The sequence below is a fragment of the Microcystis sp. M015S2 genome (genome assembly GCF_020245945.1).
Taxonomy (GTDB): Bacteria; Cyanobacteriota; Cyanobacteriia; order Cyanobacteriales; family Microcystaceae; genus Microcystis.
In genome coordinates this window covers 37632-54285 of the sequence record NZ_JADBTX010000033.1, presented here as the reverse complement: position 1 = coordinate 54285, position 16654 = coordinate 37632, and the positions used below count along the sequence as shown (strand labels likewise).

Genomic DNA, 16654 nt, shown 5'->3' with positions numbered 1-16654 from the left:
GAGTCAGAAGCCAGTAGTCGGTCGTCAGGAGAATTAAGAATGAGCATTAATCAATTAAATGCTCTATTTAGGGATTTTATGCAATTTTATGTCTATTTTTCTCATTTTTGCACTCTCAAAAATTAATTATGCAAGAACTCTATTATCGATAGCTAATGAGAATAAACTGCAAAAAAACTCTGCACCCATCCGCAAAAGCAACAGAAAGAGTGCAAAAATTAAGACAGGAATATTGGGATAAAAGTCTAGATGTGGATAATGAATTTTTGATGGGTCTGATTTCCTACTAGGCTTTAGGTCTTAAATAAACTAGAGACTGTTGCCAAATTAAAGTGGGTTTATCGTAGTGATCAACTAGGTATAGACAGTTAACATCTTGCCAAAGGATGCGACCAACGAGCAGATCATCGGTGCTTAACTTAATTTCTACTTCCCGTTTCTCTTGAATATAGCTCTGTACTTGTTTGACACTCGGCAGACCAGGATCGAATTGAGACATAATAAGTTTATCGATGAGGTGTTCATCCTCTATTATTCCTGTTGAGCAGCTTTTATTGACGATGAAAATCCCCTTTACCAAATATCAAGGCCTGGGCAATGATTTTATTTTGATAGATAACCGTCACAGTCCCGAACCCCTGATCACAGCGGAAATGGCCGTGGCTATGTGCGATCGACATTTTGGCATCGGTGCCGATGGCGTGATTTTTGCGCTTCCTGGCCAAGCGGAAACCGACTACACCATGAGAATTTTCAACTCCGATGGTTCAGAACCGGAGATGTGTGGTAACGGTATTCGCTGTCTAGCCCAATTTATCGCCCGTTTAGAGGCTAACAACGCCATTGGCCGCACCTATCGCATTCATACTCTAGCAGGAACTATCATTCCCCGTTTAGAAGCCAATGAACAGGTAACGGTCGATATGGGGCCGCCGCAACTCCTCGGCCGTGAAATCCCCACCACCTTGGTCAAGGGGTCAGAAAAAGTCCTCGCGGTTCCCCTAGAGGTAGAGGGTAAAGATTGGTTAGTTACTTGCGTTAGTATGGGTAATCCCCACTGTGTCACTTTTGTGGATGATCTCGCCTCTATTCCCCTAGAAACTATCGGGCCAAAATTCGAGCATCACCCGGTTTTTCCCCAGCGGACTAATGTGGAGTTCGTGGAGGTAATCGCGCCAGATTATATGAAGATGCGTGTCTGGGAAAGAGGAGCGGGAATTACTCTCGCTTGCGGCACCGGTGCTTGTGCTGTGGTAGTGGCGGCCGTGTTAACGGACAAATGCGATCGCATCTGTACCGTGGAACTCCCCGGTGGTTGTCTTCAGATTCACTGGTCCCAAACCGATAACCGGGTTTACATGACAGGTCCTGCTAAAGCTGTTTTTGAGGGCATTTATGCTATCTGAATCACCCCGTCTGGACGGGGACTGAACTCCCCGAACAGCGCGACGGGATTGTTAATTCTTAGAGACTGGTAATCCAAGCAATGATTCCTTTACCGGTTAACAATTCAATGGCTAAAAGAGAGACAAAGCCAATCATAGCTAGTCTGCCATTCAATTTTTCGGCGTTTTTGGTAAAACCGAGACCGCTGGAACTATCAACGTACATTTTCGGTTCGACAGCAAAATTATTCAGTCTTCCTTGTTCTTCGGTGGTGTAGCCGCGGGCAGTCATGGGGAGGCTCCTTTTGTATGCTTGTGTTAAGAAGTGTAACACATTGTTAAGTTATGTTGCAAATTTTAACAAAAAATTTTTGGGGACTCAGAAAACCTCGATCGGGTAGGCTGTCAGGGTAGTGCTATAGTTCTATCTCCTCTGGGTTTATCGATGAAATTTTGCCTTTTTCTTGACAAATTAGTCAGATTGTGGTACCAAAGAGGTATAAACTCGATCGCCTAATCAGGGAAAAGACAAAAACTATCTTAAGGTCGCCAGAGGAGTCCCGTTAAACCGTGCAGGAGTTAGCGGGGGATAAATTGCCACCAAAAGCGAACCCGACCCTAGAGAGTCAACTTACCTTGAGTGGAGATGCGCCGAATGGGTAAGTGTGGGGAGAATAGGTAAAAACCACTAGGAAAAACCTGAATAGAATCTTAATATATAGAGTGCCTAGTAGCCGTAACGATTGCGCTCACTGTTTTTGTAAATTCTATGGCAGAGATTAGCCCAGAGATCAACCTCATGCAGATAGCGACTATACTCAACCAATATCGATTTGAAATGAGAGGATATAAAGCGCAAGAATTAATCGAGCGCTGGTTGCCCACCTATTCGCTAAATTGGATTCGCATGGCGATTTTAGAGGCACTCTATCAGGGACGTTACAAAGTCATTTCGGTGGAGGAAATTCTCAAAATTTGGCACCGTCGCGGCCATCCTACCTTTCATTTTACGGGGGAATTCGAGCGCTTGGTTTGTAAAAACTTGCCAGATTCCCAGTTAAATGGCAAAAAACCAGTATTTATCCCTCAACAGGAACAGGTCAATATACTTTCTCCCACCCTTGAGCGGCCTTGTCCAGAGCCACAAGCGGAAGCCACAAGTGAAGATTCTTTACTCAACTTAGAAACTTCTCTTTTTAATGATCCTCGCAAAGGTATGAGTAATGTGGAGGAATTATTCTCGCAGTTAACCCCGGAAACGCCCAAATTCCCCGAATTAGAATCATTGCCTAAATCGCCTAACGGTCATGGAACTAGGGAGAATTTTCCAGCTAATTTTAAGCCAGTAATCGATGAGTTTATCCCTTTGTTAGACCCTTCGGAATTATATCCCAAATTAAAAGCTGTGGCTCGCTCACAGTCTAAGTAGGGTTGGCTGAAAAAGTTTTTCGTGGGGACAGGGTGTGGGGTGTTAGGTGTGGGGTGGTGGGGTACTGACACCAATTAATTGCCCGCCCTCAAGAAAAAAAAATCGCCCTGACGATTAAAATAGAGTTAACTTTTCCCCTCAAGGCTCTGCTCAATTAACTAAATTATGACATCCTCCTATTTTGGTCTAGAAACCGAAGAAAATAAACTAATTAACTCTAATAATCTTTCGTTCGCCGCTTCTCTTGGTATTCATGCCCTACTTTTAGCGATTATCTTACCTAATTTCCTCAATAATCCAGCGCAGGAGCCAAAAAAGGATTTACGCAACGTCAATCTGATTGAATTGAATCCTCTAGAGCAGTCACGTCTTCCCAGTCTTGACTCCTCCCTGTCCAGCTTACCCGGACTGCCTAACCTCAATTCGTCTTCTTCCTCTTTGCCTCCTCTCCCCCCCATGGACGGCATCCATAACAGCACCTTACCTCCTTTACCCTCGGTTTCTTCCCTTCCCCCTTTACCTTCCTTACCTGCTTTACCTCCCCTCTCCTCTTTACCCTCCGTCAATATCTATTCTCCTCCCGTGGCATCTATCCCCTCTCCGGGTAGATTACCGATTCCTCGCAATTTTCCCACTTCTACCCCCAGTTTACCTAGTCCTCCTGCTGTTCCCACCCTGTCAGAGAATAACAATCTGCCTAGGGAGACTAATAACCAACAGATGCCGCCTTACTTTGATCCCTACCAAGATAATCTAACTTTAGATAGATTGCGAAAATCGCCCCTTAGTGCATCGCAACAGGCACAGCAACAATTAAACAATTCCTTGGCCCGCACGTCGGAGCCGAATGGTCAATCGCCCCTCGATGAACAACGTCGTCAACAATTAATGTGGGAAATGCGGGAACGTTTGCGCTCCCTGGAGGCGGACAAAAGCAATACCAGTAACGAGGAGGCCATGAGAAATCAGGTGGATTGGCTGGCCAGAGTCCAAAAAACTAATCCTAACGCCTTAAATGAATTAAATCAGCCCAATCAAGGCAGCAGAGGCATAACTACCGTCAATTTGACTGGTAATTATCCCGCCACGGCTTGTTCCCGTCAATTAGCGGGGACGGCGGTTTATGGGGTGACGGTGGATGCCCAAGGCCGCCTCAGCAGTGAACCCCAGTTAATTAAAAGTGCTGGCTTCCCGATTTTCAATCAACAGGCGGCTGGGGAAGTGAGATCAACTCGTTTTAATAATCCCAGTGGTGAGTCGAGAATCTATCAGGTGCGAGTCAGTTTTGCCCCTAACCCGGAAGTGTGCCGAGGCGCGATCGCTAATCCCCCAAAACCGGAGGGTAGTAACCTCAATACGCGTAACTCCCCCCCTGTAACGCCAGCAATTGAAACCCCGCTTCGTCCCAATCAACCGCCGCAACCCGCCGTTAGCCCCCAACCGGATAACGTCAAGCCGCCCGAAACCACAGGGACAAATCCACCCCAAACCCAGCCAGAACCGCCCAAAGAAGCGATAATCGAAGAAAAAGCCCCAGACACTCCTCCCCAAACCCCCGCTCTCAATCAGCCGGAGGTTTCCCCCGCTAGTCCCCCCACTAGCCAAAATCCTCAACCCGTCAGCGAGGAAGCCTTGCCCCCCGGTCCGCCGGCGTCCGCTAAAACTGAACCAGAAAGTTAGGCCTTTTCAGTTATCAGTTATCAGATGTGAGTTTTAGGTTTACTGATTACTGAAAAAAACTCTCATCTTCCTAGTCAATGATTCGATCCCCCCTTAATCCCCCCTTAATAAGGGGGTGCCGATCCCCCCTTAATCCCCCCTTAATAAGGGGGGCATCTGATAATTTTTAACGGCTACCTACTTATTTTTACTTAAATGATTTCCACTTCCCAAATCCCCGATTCTTTTGTCTCACCTTGCCGTCGCGCCTCGGTTAGTCGTACTACCAAAGAAACCGATGTAGAGGTGACGATCGATCTTGATGGTAGCGGCAATTGTCGCGCCCAGACAGGAATTCCCTTTCTCGATCATATGTTGCAGCAAATCGCCTCCCACGCTGCGATCGATCTCGATGTACGCGCCACCGGAGATCTAGAAATTGATGACCATCACACCAATGAAGACGTGGGAATCACCCTTGGACAAGCTTTACTGCAAGCTTTGGGGGACAAAAAAGGGATCGTCCGTTTCGGGCATTTTGTCGCCCCTCTCGATGAAGCTTTAGTACAGGTTGCCCTCGATTTTTCCGGTCGTCCCCACCTCAGTTATGGTCTAGAAATTCCCACCCAAAGAGTGGGAACCTACGATACTCAGCTAGTGCGGGAATTTTTCGTTGCTTTGGTCAATCACAGTCAAATGACCCTACATATTCGCCAATTAGACGGGATTAATTCCCATCATATTATTGAGGCTACTTTTAAGGCTTTTGCCCGGGCGATGAGTATGGCCATAGCGATCGATCCCCGTCGCGCCGGTATAATTCCCAGTTCTAAGGGAGTTTTATAGAAGCGCTGCTTAACCCGAATTAACGTTAGCTTAGAAGCCCATAATTTGAGCCACTTGCGTTAATTCGGGAGCAATCCCAGATTTTAGTTGGTTATTGCTGTGTTTTACCGCCGAATCTGGGTCTTTTAGTCCATTTCCCGTTAAAACACACACTACGGTGGCCCCATCGGGAACCTGTTGATGCACTTTTAATAATCCTGCCACAGAAGCGGCGCTGGCAGGTTCACAGAAAACCCCCTCTTGGCCCCCTAAAATCCGATAGGCTGCCAATATTTCCTCATCGCTGACCGCGTGAAATTGCCCTTGACTAGCGTGACTAGCGGCCCAAGCTTTTTCCCAGTTAGCGGGGTTGCCGATACGGATAGCCGTGGCCAGGGTTTCGGGATGGTCAACCGGTTGTTTAGAGATAAAAGGGGCGGCCCCGGCGGCCTGAAAACCCATCATTTTCGGCAGTCGGTCACATTTGCCTATCTGGTGATACTGACAGAATCCCATCCAATAGGCGCTAATATTGCCCGCATTACCCACGGGAATACATAACCAGTCGGGGGCATTACCCAAGACATCGACAATCTCGAAAGCAGCAGTTTTTTGACCCTCTAAACGGTAGGGATTGACGGAATTGACTAAAGTTACGGGATAATTTTCTGATAGTTGGCGGACAATCTTGAGGGCATCATCAAAGTTGCCATTGATAGCGATGACTTCGGCTCCGTACAATAAAGCTTGGGCTAATTTTCCTAAGGCCACATAACCGTCGGGGATAATCACAAAGGCCCGCATCCCGGCTCTTCTTGCATAGGCTGCCGCCGCCGCCGAGGTGTTGCCGGTACTGGCACAAATCACCGCTTTTGCCCCTTCTTCTTTAGCTTTCGAGATGGCCATGGTCATGCCCCGGTCTTTAAAGCTGCCGGTGGGATTTAAACCATCATATTTGACAAAAACCTTGACATCGCGCCCGATTTGTGCTGAGAGATAGGGGGCGGGGATCAGGGGTGTATTGCCTTCTAGGAGGGTAATTACAGGGGTGTTACTGCTTACGGGCAGAAATTGGCGATATTCTTCGATCAAACCGCGCCAGCCGCCGATAGACGAGGATTTAGTGGGTGATTGGGGGATCGATCGAGAAATAATTGTCATAGCCTTAAGGATACAGATTTGATTAGATGGCCCAGTCTCCTATTTTATCCAATAAGCAGTCCAAAAAATTAATCTCGATCGCCCTATTGGGATTCATGGGGTTTAAAACAGGGATGCGGGGAGATAAAAGGCAATAACAGCAAATAAATGGGCTTTTAGGCAAAAAATTGTTATTTTATCGCTATAAATCTGATTTTTTGCTCTTTTTGTCTTTCAGAGGTTGATTTAATTAGGGTTTACTGAATAAATCTAAAAACCTTCTGAAAATCGGTAAAACCCCACACCAACCAACAAAGTTTTTCAGCAAACCCTAATTAGTAGTAGTGCCAGATTAATTTCTTAGCTAGGATAGGCAAGAGGCAGCTGGAAGAAATTCTCCTGTCTCCTGTCACGGCTGCTGGCAGTAAGTAATTTTGCTGGCATCTGATATTCAAACTCAAGCAACTATGTGTCAACTTCTAGGCATGAATTGTAATGTCCCCACGGATATCTGTTTTTCCTTTGAGGGATTTTGTGCGCGGGGAGGAAAAACCGACGAACATCGAGACGGTTGGGGAATCGCTTTTTTTGAGGGTTTAGGTTGTCGAACTTTTATTGATGTTCAACCCTCGATCGCTTCTCCGATTGCGGAATTAATTAAAAACTATCCCATCCATTCTACCAATGTTATCGCCCATATTCGCAAAGCCACCCAAGGAGAAATTAAACTAGAAAACTGTCATCCTTTTCGGCGGGAATTGTGGGGAAAATATTGGGTTTTTGCCCATAATGGTCATTTAGAAAATTTCTCACCTCCTGCGGGAGATTTTTATCAACCGGTTGGGGAGACGGATTCGGAAAAAGCTTTCTGTTTAATTCTTAATATCCTGCGAGAGACTTTTCCCCAGGGCAAACCTTCCCTAGAACAACTTCATCAAGTCCTAAAAACTATAACAAACTCTATCGCTTGTCAAGGAATTTTTAATTATCTTTTATCCGATGGTGAACATTTTTTTGCCCATTGTTCAACAAAATTAAGCTATATAATCCGGCAATATCCTTTTGCCGCTGCTCATTTAATTGATGAAGATGTTAGCGTTGATTTTCAAGCTTTAGCTCGTCCGGGCGATCAAGTAGCAATTATTGCCACTACTCCCTTAACTGATAATGAAGTTTGGACAGCGATTAATGCAGGAGAATTATTAGTTTTTCAGGAGGGCGCACCAATTTTAAGTTAATCTTACCAGTTGTCACTTTGTCGAGATTTTTCTAAATCAATTAACTGAGTTTTTAGCCCTAACCAATCTAATTGATTGGTTAGGCAATCTGACCTGATTTTTCCCGCTTCTAGATAAATAACTCTCTCGGCAAATTCCTCTAAAAAATCCAGTTGATGATTGACCATAATTATCGTCATTGAACTTTGATTATTTAATACTTCTAATAACCTGTTGGCCGTGCCTGTATCCAGAGCAGAGGTGGGTTCATCTAATAACAGTATGCTCGGTTCTAACAGCAAGACTCTGGTAATTGCCACCAATTGTCTTTGTCCTAAAGATAATTCTAACTCCCCGCGTTCAAACCACTGTTGAGGAATTTTTAATAGAGATGTCCAACGGTCAATTCTCTGATTAATTTCCGCAGGGTTAAGTTTTTTTAATTGCAAAGGATAAGCGAGAGCCTCTCGAACGTTCATTCCTAATAACTTTGACTCTTGTAGCAATAAAACTATCTGTTGTCTCAGGGAAATAACTGGTATTTCCTTAATCGATTTACCGTGAAAATAAATATTTCCCGTGCTGGGTTCCTGCAAACGATTTAACAATCGTAAAAGAGTCGTTTTTCCTGCCCCAGATGCTCCGACAATAGCTAACTTTTCTCCTTGCTTGATGCTAAAATTAATATCTTCTAACAGATAAGCACTGCCCCGTCGGATAGCTAAATTTACTTGCTGTAGTTCTAAAATCAAGATCGGTCTTTTCCTTACTTAGTTCAAATTTATTATATAATGAAAATAGCCCAATGAGTTCGGCAGGTATTCCCCATGGTTAGTCAAGTTAACAAAAACGAGATTATCTATCCTGAGAGCGACGGTAAACCGATGGCAGATAATACTAAACAATTTAACTGGATAGTGACGATTAAGCAGAATATCGACTGGTTATATATCGATGATCCCCAGGTATTTGTAGCGGGGGATCTGTTGTGGTATCCCGTGGAAGGCCAGCCGAAAATTGCCGCCGCTCCTGATACGATGGTAGTATTTGGCAGACCGAAAGGCGATCGAGGTTCCTATAAACAATGGCAAGAGGATAATCTTGCTCCTCAAGTCGTCTTTGAGATTCTTTCTCCCAGTAATACCTCCATCGAAATGGCCAAAAAATTGCTATTTTATGATCGCTATGGAGTCCAAGAATACTACGTCTATGATCCCGATGATAATAGTCTAGAAGCTTGGCAGCGAATTGGTGACAGTTTAGACAGTGTTAGTGAGGTTAATAATTGGGTGAGTCCTCGTTTAGGAATTCGTTTTGACTTAACCGACGAGTTAAAAATTTATCGTCCTGATGGTACTCAATTTTTGTCCTACAGCGAAATTAATCAACTACTGGAGCAGGAAAAGCAACGGGCTGAAAATGAACGACAACGGGCTGAAAATGAACGCCAACGGGCAGAACAGGTCAATCAGCAGTTAGTAGAAATGGAGGCAAAACTGCAAAAATATCGTCAACTTTTTGGGGAATTACCTAACTAGGGTTTGCGGCAAAAAGTTTTTCGGTGGGGGCAGGGTGTGGGGTGTGGGGTGTAGGGTTTTACCCATTTTCAGGGAAAAAGTGCCTAAATTTCCCCCCCGATCACCCCAAGGTCTGGCACTTTTGGCTTTCAAAAAGGTCTAAAAGTTTTATCCAACAAGGTTTTTAGATTTATTTAGCCAGCCCTAACTAAAATGTTAACTAGCGACGGGAGTATAACAAAAAAAAAGAGGACTGGTTAGTCCTCTTAACAAGATTAGTTTTCGCTAAATGTTAAACACAGAATGATTGCCAGGCCTAGTAGGCTAGACCCATACTGCGGGTGGTTTCTGCTCCGAGATAAACCCGAATGCTTAGGAAATCCGTCGGACAAGCCGTTTCGCAACGTTTACAACCAATACAGTCTTCCGTGCGGGGGGAGGAGGCAATTTGGGCAGCTTTACAGCCATCCCAGGGAACCATTTCCAGCACGTCGAGGGGACAAGCCCGAACGCATTGGGTGCAACCGATACAGGTATCGTAAATTTTAACGCTATGAGACATTGAATTATGACTCCTTACCGAGTGTTCTCCATGTTAAATTTCGGGTTTATCGGTTAGTTTACCTTACAGCGATCTGTTCATCGCTCGATCGGTGACATAACTTTAAACTCTGTAACACTTGGGGCAAAATGGCGATCGCTAGTCAGGGATCGGGCAATTCTAAAATAGCCTTAAAGAATTGCTTGCCGGGGTTACGCGGGGAACCGAAAAAGGTAATCTGGATCGCAAGATAATTTATTTCGTTTGCCATTATGACAGAAATAGCGATCGAATCGATCCTACAGGAAAATCGGCTGTTTCCCCCCAGTGCCGAATTTTCCCAGAATGCCACCATTAAAAGCTTTGAAGAATACCAGCAACTCTACGCCAAAGCCAAGGCCGATCCCCCGGCTTTTTGGTCCCAATTAGCTGAAAAAGAACTACATTGGTTTGAAAAATGGTCAGAGACTCTTGACTGGCAGCCCCCCTTTGCTAAATGGTTCGTCAACGGCAAGATTAATATTTGTTACAACTGTATTGACAGACATCTCACCACCTGGAGACGTAATAAAGCCGCCATCATCTGGGAAGGAGAACCGGGGGACAGCCGCACCATTACCTATGAACAGCTACACCGAGAAGTGTGCCAATTTGCCAACGCTTTAAAGGAATTAGGCGTGAAAAAAGGCGATGTGGTCGGAATTTATCTGCCGATGATTCCCGAGGCGGCCATCGCCATGTTAGCCTGTGCCAGAATTGGTGCGCCCCACAGTGTAGTTTTTGGGGGATTTAGTGCCGATGCTTTGCGCGATCGTCTTAATGATGCGGCTGCTAAGGTGGTAATCACTGCCGATGGTGGTTTCCGCAAGGATAAAGTCGTTGCCCTCAAGGAACAGGTAGATCTGGCTCTAGCCGATAATAGCGCCCCCAGTGTGGAAAAAGTTCTCGTTGTCCAGCGCAGCAAGGAACCCATCAATATGGTTGCCGATCGCGATTACTGGTGGCATGATCTACAAAAACAGGTATCTGCTAACTGTCCGGCCGAACCCATGGATAGCGAAGATATGTTATTTATCCTCTACACCAGTGGTTCCACCGGCAAACCGAAAGGAGTCGTCCACACCACCGGCGGTTATAATCTCTACACCCATGTCACCTGCAAATGGATTTTTGACCTGAAAGACACCGATGTTTACTGGTGTACTGCCGATGTGGGTTGGATTACCGGCCATAGTTATATCGTTTACGGACCGCTTTCCAATGGTGCAACCACGGTAATGTATGAAGGGGTTCCCCGTCCCTCTAATTTAGGCTGTTTTTGGGATGTAATCGAGAAATATCGCGTTAATATCTTTTATACTGCCCCCACTGCTATCCGCACTTTTATCAAAATGGGTGAAGATATCCCCAATAGCCGGGATTTATCCTCTTTGCGCTTACTGGGAACCGTGGGAGAGCCGATTAACCCAGAAGCGTGGATGTGGTATCACCGAGTTATCGGTAAAGAAAAATGTCCGATTGTCGATACTTGGTGGCAAACGGAAACCGGGGGGATTATGATTACTCCCCTACCCGGGGCAATTGCCACCAAACCGGGGTCAGCAACCCTACCTTTCCCCGGTATTATGGCCGAAGTGGTGGACTTAGACGGTAATCCCGCCCAAGCGAATGAGGGGGGTTATCTGGTGGTCAAACATCCCTGGCCCGGTATGATGCGAACAGTTTATAAAAATCCCGATCGCTTCCGCAATACCTACTGGGAACATATCGCCCCCAAAGATGGCCAATATCTCTATTTTGCTGGAGATGGTAGTCGTCAGGACGAAGACGGTTATTTCTGGGTAATGGGGCGCGTTGATGACGTGATGAGCGTTTCTGGCCACCGTTTAGGGACAATGGAGATCGAATCAGCTTTAGTATCTCATCCCGCAGTAGCAGAGGCGGCTGTGGTGGGACGACCGGATGAAATTAAGGGGGAAGAAGTCTATGCTTTTGTGACTCTCGAGGGGCATTATGAAGCGAGTCCGGAGTTAGCGCAAGCATTAAAGGATCACGTTGTCAAGGAAATTGGCATTATTGCCCGACCGGGAGAAATCCGTTTTACCGATGTGCTGCCAAAAACGCGATCGGGTAAAATTATGCGTCGTCTCTTGCGAACTTTAGCATCAGGTCAAGAGATTTCCGGTGATACTTCTACTCTAGAAGATCGATCGGTTTTGGATAAATTACGGCAAGGTGCTTAATTTAATTGCTGGTTTTTCCTAGTAGTTAGGGTGAGGAATAAGAGTTAATCTTATCTCACTCTAACGGGAGTGATTCTCGGTGAACATATTTGCTCAAGCATCAAATCTATAACGGTTCTTCGTTAGAACCAGAATTAATTGGAAATTATAAAAATAGCGGTGCTGAATGGCTAAAAAAGGGAGAGCCAGTACAAGTATTGGTTCATGATTTTCCTGACCAAGATAAGGGAAGAATCATTCCCTATGGAATTTACGATCTGAGCGAAAACGCGGGATGGGTAAATGTAGGCAAAGGAATATACCAGAGCGCGTCGAGAAGCCGCCAGACAAACAGGTTTAGTCCTCAGCATTTTTCCCGAGTTTTGTCCCGATACTATCGCGCAGGTGATAGAAGATTGGTGGCCCCAGTGATAGCCTTGATTAAAGGTTAAATAATATCAGCCAGACTGGGAAACTATCTGATCAAATTAGTTCCCCCAGAGAACCCCCTTAGTCCAAATAGCACACTTTCCTTTTTTTGTCAAATTTTATGTTAAGAAAGATGTAACTAGGGCTGGCTGAATAAATCTAAAAACCTTGTTGGATAAGGCTTTTAGACTTTTTTGACCTCAAAAAGTGCTGACCATTGGAGTGATCGGGGGTAAAATTCAGGTACTTTTTCCCTGAAAATTAGGTAACTGACTACCTCAAAATCGGTAAAACCCTACACCCCACACCCCACACCCCACACCCTGCCCCCACCAACAAACTTTTTCAGCAAACCCTAACTAATGGATAGGGGGACTGTCAAAGATTAACCGTCTTCGTATTCGGGGATTCTTTCTTTTTTCTTCTCGGTGATATTGATGCGGGGGGGATTATAATCCGGTTCCACGTCATCATCCCACATATCATCCTCGGCCTTATCTTCGTAATCGTCGTACTGAGGACGAGAAAAGCTTTCGGTGCGTTCTGAGCGAGCTTCTCCCCAGTTATCTTCTTCTTCCTCGTATTCTTCCTCATAATAACGAGCTTCGGCCCGTTTTTGCGGTGGGGGAGTGGCACGCAGGGGTTCTTTTTCCCATTCATCCTCACTCCAGCGTTCTTCAACGGGTTTAGCTGCCTCAACGGGGGTACGGAGAGGAATGCCCGTACCTAACTGATTTTCTGGGCGAGCAGCGGGGGTATAATAAGCTTCTTCCTCTTCTCTTTCCCAGGGGGGACGACCAATACCCAAACGTTCCAAAACCCCCACACTAACTTGGGTGAGACGTTCTTCGGCCCCTTCAAAAACAATTAAGCGATTCGGACCACTGCTAACCACTTCTTCAATGGCAATTTCGTAGGTGCTGATCAATTGTTCGGGGATCAGAGGCAATCCCAGGGAAGCGATGATAATGGAATGTAATTGACCACTAAGGGGATCAAATTGATAATCGCGGACTTTGCCTAAAGGTTCGCCGGTTTCCGTGATCACGTCACTACCGATTAAGGGAGTATAAGCATCGATATCGACGGATTCCAAGACGTTATCATCTTCAACGAGAACCACGTCTCCCGTCTGACTGATGCTCGATAAATACATATATTGAGGCATTCCCGACAGGGAGAGGATATTATCGCGGAGTCCCAGGGCAACCACTTCTCGTTGATCGATATCTACTAGGATATCTTTAACAACGCCGAGTTTTTTGCCTGTATTGCGAGTGATAACCTGTGTATTTAAAAATTCTGAACGTAAGCGACTATTCTCTGTGATCATTTTTTCCTATGGGTAGGCGTTAGGTCGTGGGAATACGAATTAGTGTAGGCTTAATATATAGGGCGAGATTGGGTGTTAATTTACCGATATTAGCTTAGATCTTAAAGTTCCCTGAGATTAACACTTTTTTTGGCCTCGTTTGGGCGATAGTTTCGGGTGATAGATAAGGTTAAACCCATTTTAGCTAATTCCTTACATTTTTTTATTGACAACAAAGCAGGAGCTAGAGAGAAACTCCCTTGGCTCCTGCTGTCTAGATTCTGATTACATAGTTAAAGACTGCACCTCAGTTTCGATCAGTTTAGCTAAGTCTTGCAGGAAGGAGGCTGCATCGGCCCCGTAGATGACTCGGTGGTCACTGGTGAGATTAACCGTCATCTGTTTTTGCACTCCGAATAAACCATCTTTATTGACGACGATTTGGGGACGGGAAGCACCCACTGCCAGGATCGCGCCTTGGTTGGGGGGTAAGATAGCGGTAAAGCGATCGACTCCGAACATTCCCAGATTAGAAATGGTAAAAGTACCGCTATTATATTCTTCCGGTTGCAGTTGTTTACTGCGGGCGCGATCGACTAAATCTTTCCAACTGCGGGAGAGGGAATAGATATCCATCTGGTTAGCAGAGCGCAAAACCGGCGTAATTAAGCCACCATCGGGCATAGCTACGGCGACAGCGACGTTAATCGCCCCGTGGTATTGAATTCCTGCGTCGCTATAGCAGGCATTAACGATCGGATGTTTAGCGAGGGTGTTGGCCACCGCTTTTGCTAACAGGGCCGTCATGGTGACACCCTTGGATTTTAGCTGTTGATAGAGTTGATCCAGTGGGTCGGTGGTGATAGTGTAGCCCACTTGGAAGGTGGGAACTTGTAAGCTAACCGACATATTCTGGACGACGGCTTTTTGCAGAGTGGTGAGGGGAACAGTCCGACCGACCGGGGTGCTGGCCGGAATCGGGGCTTTAGGAGCCGCTACAGGGACGCTGACGGGTTGCGGAGGAGTAATGACGGGAGCGGGGGCGGTGCTGACTTTTCCTGTCGATTTTTCTACGTCTTCGGCGGTAATTCGTCCGTGGGGACCGCTACCCACTAGGGTTTTCAGATCCACCTTTAATTCTTTAGCCAGTTTTTTGGCCCTGGGAGAGGCGACTAAACGGCCATTATCTTTAACGACGGCGACGGGGATCGAAACGGGAGGCGGAGCGATTTCTGGGGTCTCTACGGGCTTGCTAGGGGCGACTGCGGCGGTTTTTCCCTGAGCTTTGGCCAGTTCAATTTCCGCTTCAGTTTCGGCAATATAGGCGATCGCTTCCCCCACGGGCGCTTCTTGGCCAGCTTCGACTAAAATTACAGCGAGATAGCCATCATAAAACGATTCCACGTCCATGTCGGCCTTGTCGGATTCGACCACTAACACCGTTTCCCCTTTGCTGACTTTTTCCCCGGGGGACTTCACCCAAGAAACTATTTTTCCTTCGGTCATGGTGGAACTGAGCGCGGGCATGAAGATATCTCGAATCATGGTGGAGTGCTTCTATCTCTAATGTTTTGAGCCATAGCGCATTTTACCACAGTTGATGGGGATGGGGGGCTTTTCAGTGAGCAGTAATCAGTAATCAGTAATCAGTAATCAGTAATCAGTAATCAGTGAACTGATAAGCTGTTGACTATCTAAATTACTCGTTAAGATTGCAGGGGAGCGCCGGAGCTGCGGAGCAGGGAGAAGCAGTTTGAGCATTTGTACTAAAATTTCCAAGACGCAGTTTCAATTCAGTACAGCTTAACTCACGTCTGATAACTGATAACTGGCAACTGATAACTGATAACTGATAACTGGTGACAGAGGGAAAAAGAGAAGGGAAAACGGACCCTTCTCTGCCGTATCTAGACAAAAATTGTTCTAGTTGCCAATATGGACCGGTTGTGCTTGCAGAGATTCAACTAAACCGCGCACGGCTGCCACCATAGCTACTTCATTATCCAATTGATTGATCGCCGAACCAACACCGATACCAGCCGCTCCAGCAGCGATCGCCATAGGGGCGGTAACGCTGGATAAACCGGAAGCGCAGAGGACGGGAACTTTAACCGCATGGGAAATAGCGTGGGCTGCCGCTAAAGTCGGGGCGGCTTTTTCAATCAGTCCCAAAATACCGGCGTGACGGGGTTGACTGCTAGTGCCGCCTTCGGTTTGAATGATATCGGCACCCTGACTAACTAAAGCTTCCGCTAGTCTCACCTGTTCATCGAGGGGTAGGAGATGGGGAACTGTCACAGACAGGGTAATTTCGGGCAGTAGGTCGCGAGTTTGACGGGTTAGGGCTAAAACTTCCGCCGCCTCAAAAAAGCGTCCTTGAGCATAAAAACTATCGAAATTACCGATCTCAATTAAATCGGCCCCGGCCGCCACTGCCATCACCAACAATTCTGGCTCGACGGCCGATACACACACGGGTAAATTTGTCAAGGCTTTTACCGCCCGAATTAGGTCAGCATTAGCGGCAATATCGACAAAAGTTGCTCCTCCGGCTGTAGCGGCTTTAACTACTGAGAGAACCTGCGAGCGATCGAAATTATTTAACCCACTGATCACTTTCAGGGCATGACGACGGGCGAAGGCTTGCTGTAAGGCAAAATTGATCATTAATCTACACCTATCTGGAATTCTCAAAAAACATTTTCCCACCTTCTCGCTGATCAGAGGGTGGGATTTGAGAATTCTTAGGGAAATTTTCTTTAATTTAGGTTTTGATTCTCTTGGTTTTTGCGCTTGAGGTTTTGCAGTTGTTGCAGCAGTACCTCGATTTCCGCTTCTAGATGCAGGTATTTAACCTGTTGGTCAGCTTGGTAGGTGGTGCGAATCTGTTTCATGGCGGGGGATTCCTTAGTTAGTACAGTTGTCATAGCGGTATCTATAGAGGGCTAATTATGTTCAATTGTTTCAATTTGTACATA

Annotated in this window: 16 protein-coding genes and 2 pseudogenes; 9 read left to right on the top strand and 9 right to left on the bottom strand. The window is 46.0% G+C overall.

Features of this window, described 5'->3' with window-relative positions; translation table 11 throughout:
- Positions 1–286: 286 nt before the first annotated feature.
- Positions 287–499, bottom strand: coding sequence for an Hfq-related RNA-binding protein (locus IM473_RS07495; RefSeq protein WP_045357091.1), 213 nt, complete (start codon positions 497–499; stop codon positions 287–289).
- Between the two features lie 61 nt (positions 500–560).
- On the opposite strand from IM473_RS07495, the gene dapF reads away from it, so the two are divergent.
- Positions 561–1406: a diaminopimelate epimerase gene (gene dapF / locus IM473_RS07490; RefSeq protein ID WP_287657850.1), complete on the top strand. Its 846-nt coding sequence runs from the start codon at positions 561–563 to the stop codon at positions 1404–1406.
- Positions 1407–1464: 58 nt separating this feature from the next.
- Here dapF and IM473_RS07485 read toward each other — a convergent pair whose 3' ends face one another.
- The gene (locus IM473_RS07485; protein WP_271947470.1) at positions 1465–1677 is read right to left on the bottom strand and encodes a CAB/ELIP/HLIP family chlorophyll-binding protein; all 213 of its coding nucleotides are present in this window, start codon (positions 1675–1677) and stop codon (positions 1465–1467) included.
- 477 nt (positions 1678–2154) lie between these two features.
- Between IM473_RS07485 and IM473_RS07480 the strand changes: the two genes are divergently transcribed.
- From IM473_RS07480 to hisB, 3 genes are all read left to right on the top strand, one after another.
- The gene (locus IM473_RS07480) at positions 2155–2814 is read left to right on the top strand and encodes a hypothetical protein (RefSeq protein ID WP_287657849.1); all 660 of its coding nucleotides are present in this window, start codon (positions 2155–2157) and stop codon (positions 2812–2814) included.
- A gap of 165 nt (positions 2815–2979) precedes the next feature.
- On the top strand, positions 2980–4494 hold the full coding sequence (locus tag IM473_RS07475) for an energy transducer TonB (protein ID WP_287657847.1): 1515 nt from the start codon (positions 2980–2982) through the stop codon (positions 4492–4494).
- Positions 4495–4689: 195 nt separating this feature from the next.
- On the top strand, positions 4690–5319 hold the full coding sequence (gene hisB, locus IM473_RS07470; RefSeq protein ID WP_002756684.1) for an imidazoleglycerol-phosphate dehydratase HisB: 630 nt from the start codon (positions 4690–4692) through the stop codon (positions 5317–5319).
- Between the two features lie 30 nt (positions 5320–5349).
- Here the strand turns inward: hisB and thrC are convergent, their stop codons facing one another.
- Positions 5350–6459, bottom strand: a complete 1110-nt coding sequence (gene thrC, locus IM473_RS07465; RefSeq protein WP_287657846.1) for a threonine synthase — start codon at positions 6457–6459, stop codon at positions 5350–5352.
- Between the two features lie 446 nt (positions 6460–6905).
- Between thrC and IM473_RS07460 the strand changes: the two genes are divergently transcribed.
- The gene (locus IM473_RS07460; RefSeq protein ID WP_287657845.1) at positions 6906–7676 is read left to right on the top strand and encodes a class II glutamine amidotransferase; all 771 of its coding nucleotides are present in this window, start codon (positions 6906–6908) and stop codon (positions 7674–7676) included.
- 2 nt (positions 7677–7678) lie between these two features.
- Here the strand turns inward: IM473_RS07460 and IM473_RS07455 are convergent, their stop codons facing one another.
- The gene (locus IM473_RS07455; RefSeq protein ID WP_287657843.1) at positions 7679–8407 is read right to left on the bottom strand and encodes an ABC transporter ATP-binding protein; all 729 of its coding nucleotides are present in this window, start codon (positions 8405–8407) and stop codon (positions 7679–7681) included.
- A 75-nt stretch (positions 8408–8482) separates the two neighbouring features.
- On the opposite strand from IM473_RS07455, the gene IM473_RS07450 reads away from it, so the two are divergent.
- Entirely contained in the window at positions 8483–9193 is a 711-nt protein-coding gene (locus IM473_RS07450; protein WP_287657842.1) for a Uma2 family endonuclease, read from the top strand.
- Positions 9194–9488: 295 nt separating this feature from the next.
- On the opposite strand, the gene psaC is transcribed toward IM473_RS07450, so the two are convergent.
- Positions 9489–9734, bottom strand: a complete 246-nt coding sequence (gene psaC / locus IM473_RS07445; protein ID WP_002734319.1) for a photosystem I iron-sulfur center protein PsaC — start codon at positions 9732–9734, stop codon at positions 9489–9491.
- A gap of 251 nt (positions 9735–9985) precedes the next feature.
- Between psaC and acs the strand changes: the two genes are divergently transcribed.
- From acs to IM473_RS22690, 3 genes and pseudogenes are all read left to right on the top strand, one after another.
- Complete coding sequence (acs, locus tag IM473_RS07440; RefSeq protein WP_287657841.1) at positions 9986–11956, top strand: acetate--CoA ligase; 1971 nt, start codon at positions 9986–9988, stop codon at positions 11954–11956.
- 131 nt (positions 11957–12087) lie between these two features.
- Positions 12088–12246: pseudogene (locus tag IM473_RS07435) on the top strand (ISAzo13-like element transposase-related protein); the annotation flags it as partial.
- Positions 12245–12367 (top strand): annotated as a pseudogene (locus IM473_RS22690) (DUF29 family protein); the annotation flags it as partial. The pseudogenes IM473_RS07435 and IM473_RS22690, both read left to right, overlap by 2 nt.
- Positions 12368–12749: 382 nt before the next feature.
- Here IM473_RS22690 and IM473_RS07425 read toward each other — a convergent pair.
- The 4 genes from IM473_RS07425 to IM473_RS07410 all read right to left on the bottom strand — a co-directional run bounded on the left by IM473_RS07425 (position 12750) and on the right by IM473_RS07410 (position 16603).
- Positions 12750–13697: a PRC-barrel domain-containing protein gene (locus IM473_RS07425; RefSeq protein ID WP_287657840.1), complete on the bottom strand. Its 948-nt coding sequence runs from the start codon at positions 13695–13697 to the stop codon at positions 12750–12752.
- A 264-nt stretch (positions 13698–13961) separates the two neighbouring features.
- Complete coding sequence (locus tag IM473_RS07420; RefSeq protein WP_287657839.1) at positions 13962–15221, bottom strand: dihydrolipoamide acetyltransferase family protein; 1260 nt, start codon at positions 15219–15221, stop codon at positions 13962–13964.
- A 378-nt stretch (positions 15222–15599) separates the two neighbouring features.
- On the bottom strand, positions 15600–16343 hold the full coding sequence (locus IM473_RS07415) for a DUF561 domain-containing protein (protein ID WP_287657838.1): 744 nt from the start codon (positions 16341–16343) through the stop codon (positions 15600–15602).
- A gap of 92 nt (positions 16344–16435) precedes the next feature.
- Positions 16436–16603 carry a hypothetical protein gene (locus IM473_RS07410; RefSeq protein WP_287657837.1) on the bottom strand — a complete coding sequence of 56 codons (168 nt, stop codon included), beginning with the start codon at positions 16601–16603 and terminating at the stop codon, positions 16436–16438.
- Between the last annotated feature and the right edge of the window lie 51 nt (positions 16604–16654).

Excerpts from the sequence above, each read along its gene's own strand:
- IM473_RS07480 (WP_287657849.1), top strand. The coding sequence starts at position 2,155 with ATGGCAGAGATTAGCCCAGAGATCAACCTCATGCAGATAGCGACTATA.
- dapF (WP_287657850.1), top strand. The coding sequence starts at position 561 with ATGAAAATCCCCTTTACCAAATATCAAGGCCTGGGCAATGATTTTATT.
- IM473_RS07450 (WP_287657842.1), top strand. The coding sequence starts at position 8,483 with ATGGTTAGTCAAGTTAACAAAAACGAGATTATCTATCCTGAGAGCGAC.
- hisB (WP_002756684.1), top strand. The coding sequence starts at position 4,690 with ATGATTTCCACTTCCCAAATCCCCGATTCTTTTGTCTCACCTTGCCGT.
- psaC (WP_002734319.1), bottom strand. The coding sequence starts at position 9,734 with ATGTCTCATAGCGTTAAAATTTACGATACCTGTATCGGTTGCACCCAA.
- IM473_RS07475 (WP_287657847.1), top strand. The coding sequence starts at position 2,980 with ATGACATCCTCCTATTTTGGTCTAGAAACCGAAGAAAATAAACTAATT.
- IM473_RS07425 (WP_287657840.1), bottom strand. The coding sequence starts at position 13,697 with ATGATCACAGAGAATAGTCGCTTACGTTCAGAATTTTTAAATACACAG.
- IM473_RS07485 (WP_271947470.1), bottom strand. The coding sequence starts at position 1,677 with ATGACTGCCCGCGGCTACACCACCGAAGAACAAGGAAGACTGAATAAT.
- IM473_RS07415 (WP_287657838.1), bottom strand. The coding sequence starts at position 16,343 with ATGATCAATTTTGCCTTACAGCAAGCCTTCGCCCGTCGTCATGCCCTG.
- acs (WP_287657841.1), top strand. The coding sequence starts at position 9,986 with ATGACAGAAATAGCGATCGAATCGATCCTACAGGAAAATCGGCTGTTT.
- IM473_RS07420 (WP_287657839.1), bottom strand. The coding sequence starts at position 15,221 with ATGATTCGAGATATCTTCATGCCCGCGCTCAGTTCCACCATGACCGAA.
- thrC (WP_287657846.1), bottom strand. The coding sequence starts at position 6,459 with ATGACAATTATTTCTCGATCGATCCCCCAATCACCCACTAAATCCTCG.
- IM473_RS07410 (WP_287657837.1), bottom strand. The coding sequence starts at position 16,603 with ATGACAACTGTACTAACTAAGGAATCCCCCGCCATGAAACAGATTCGC.
- IM473_RS07495 (WP_045357091.1), bottom strand. The coding sequence starts at position 499 with ATGTCTCAATTCGATCCTGGTCTGCCGAGTGTCAAACAAGTACAGAGC.
- IM473_RS07460 (WP_287657845.1), top strand. The coding sequence starts at position 6,906 with ATGTGTCAACTTCTAGGCATGAATTGTAATGTCCCCACGGATATCTGT.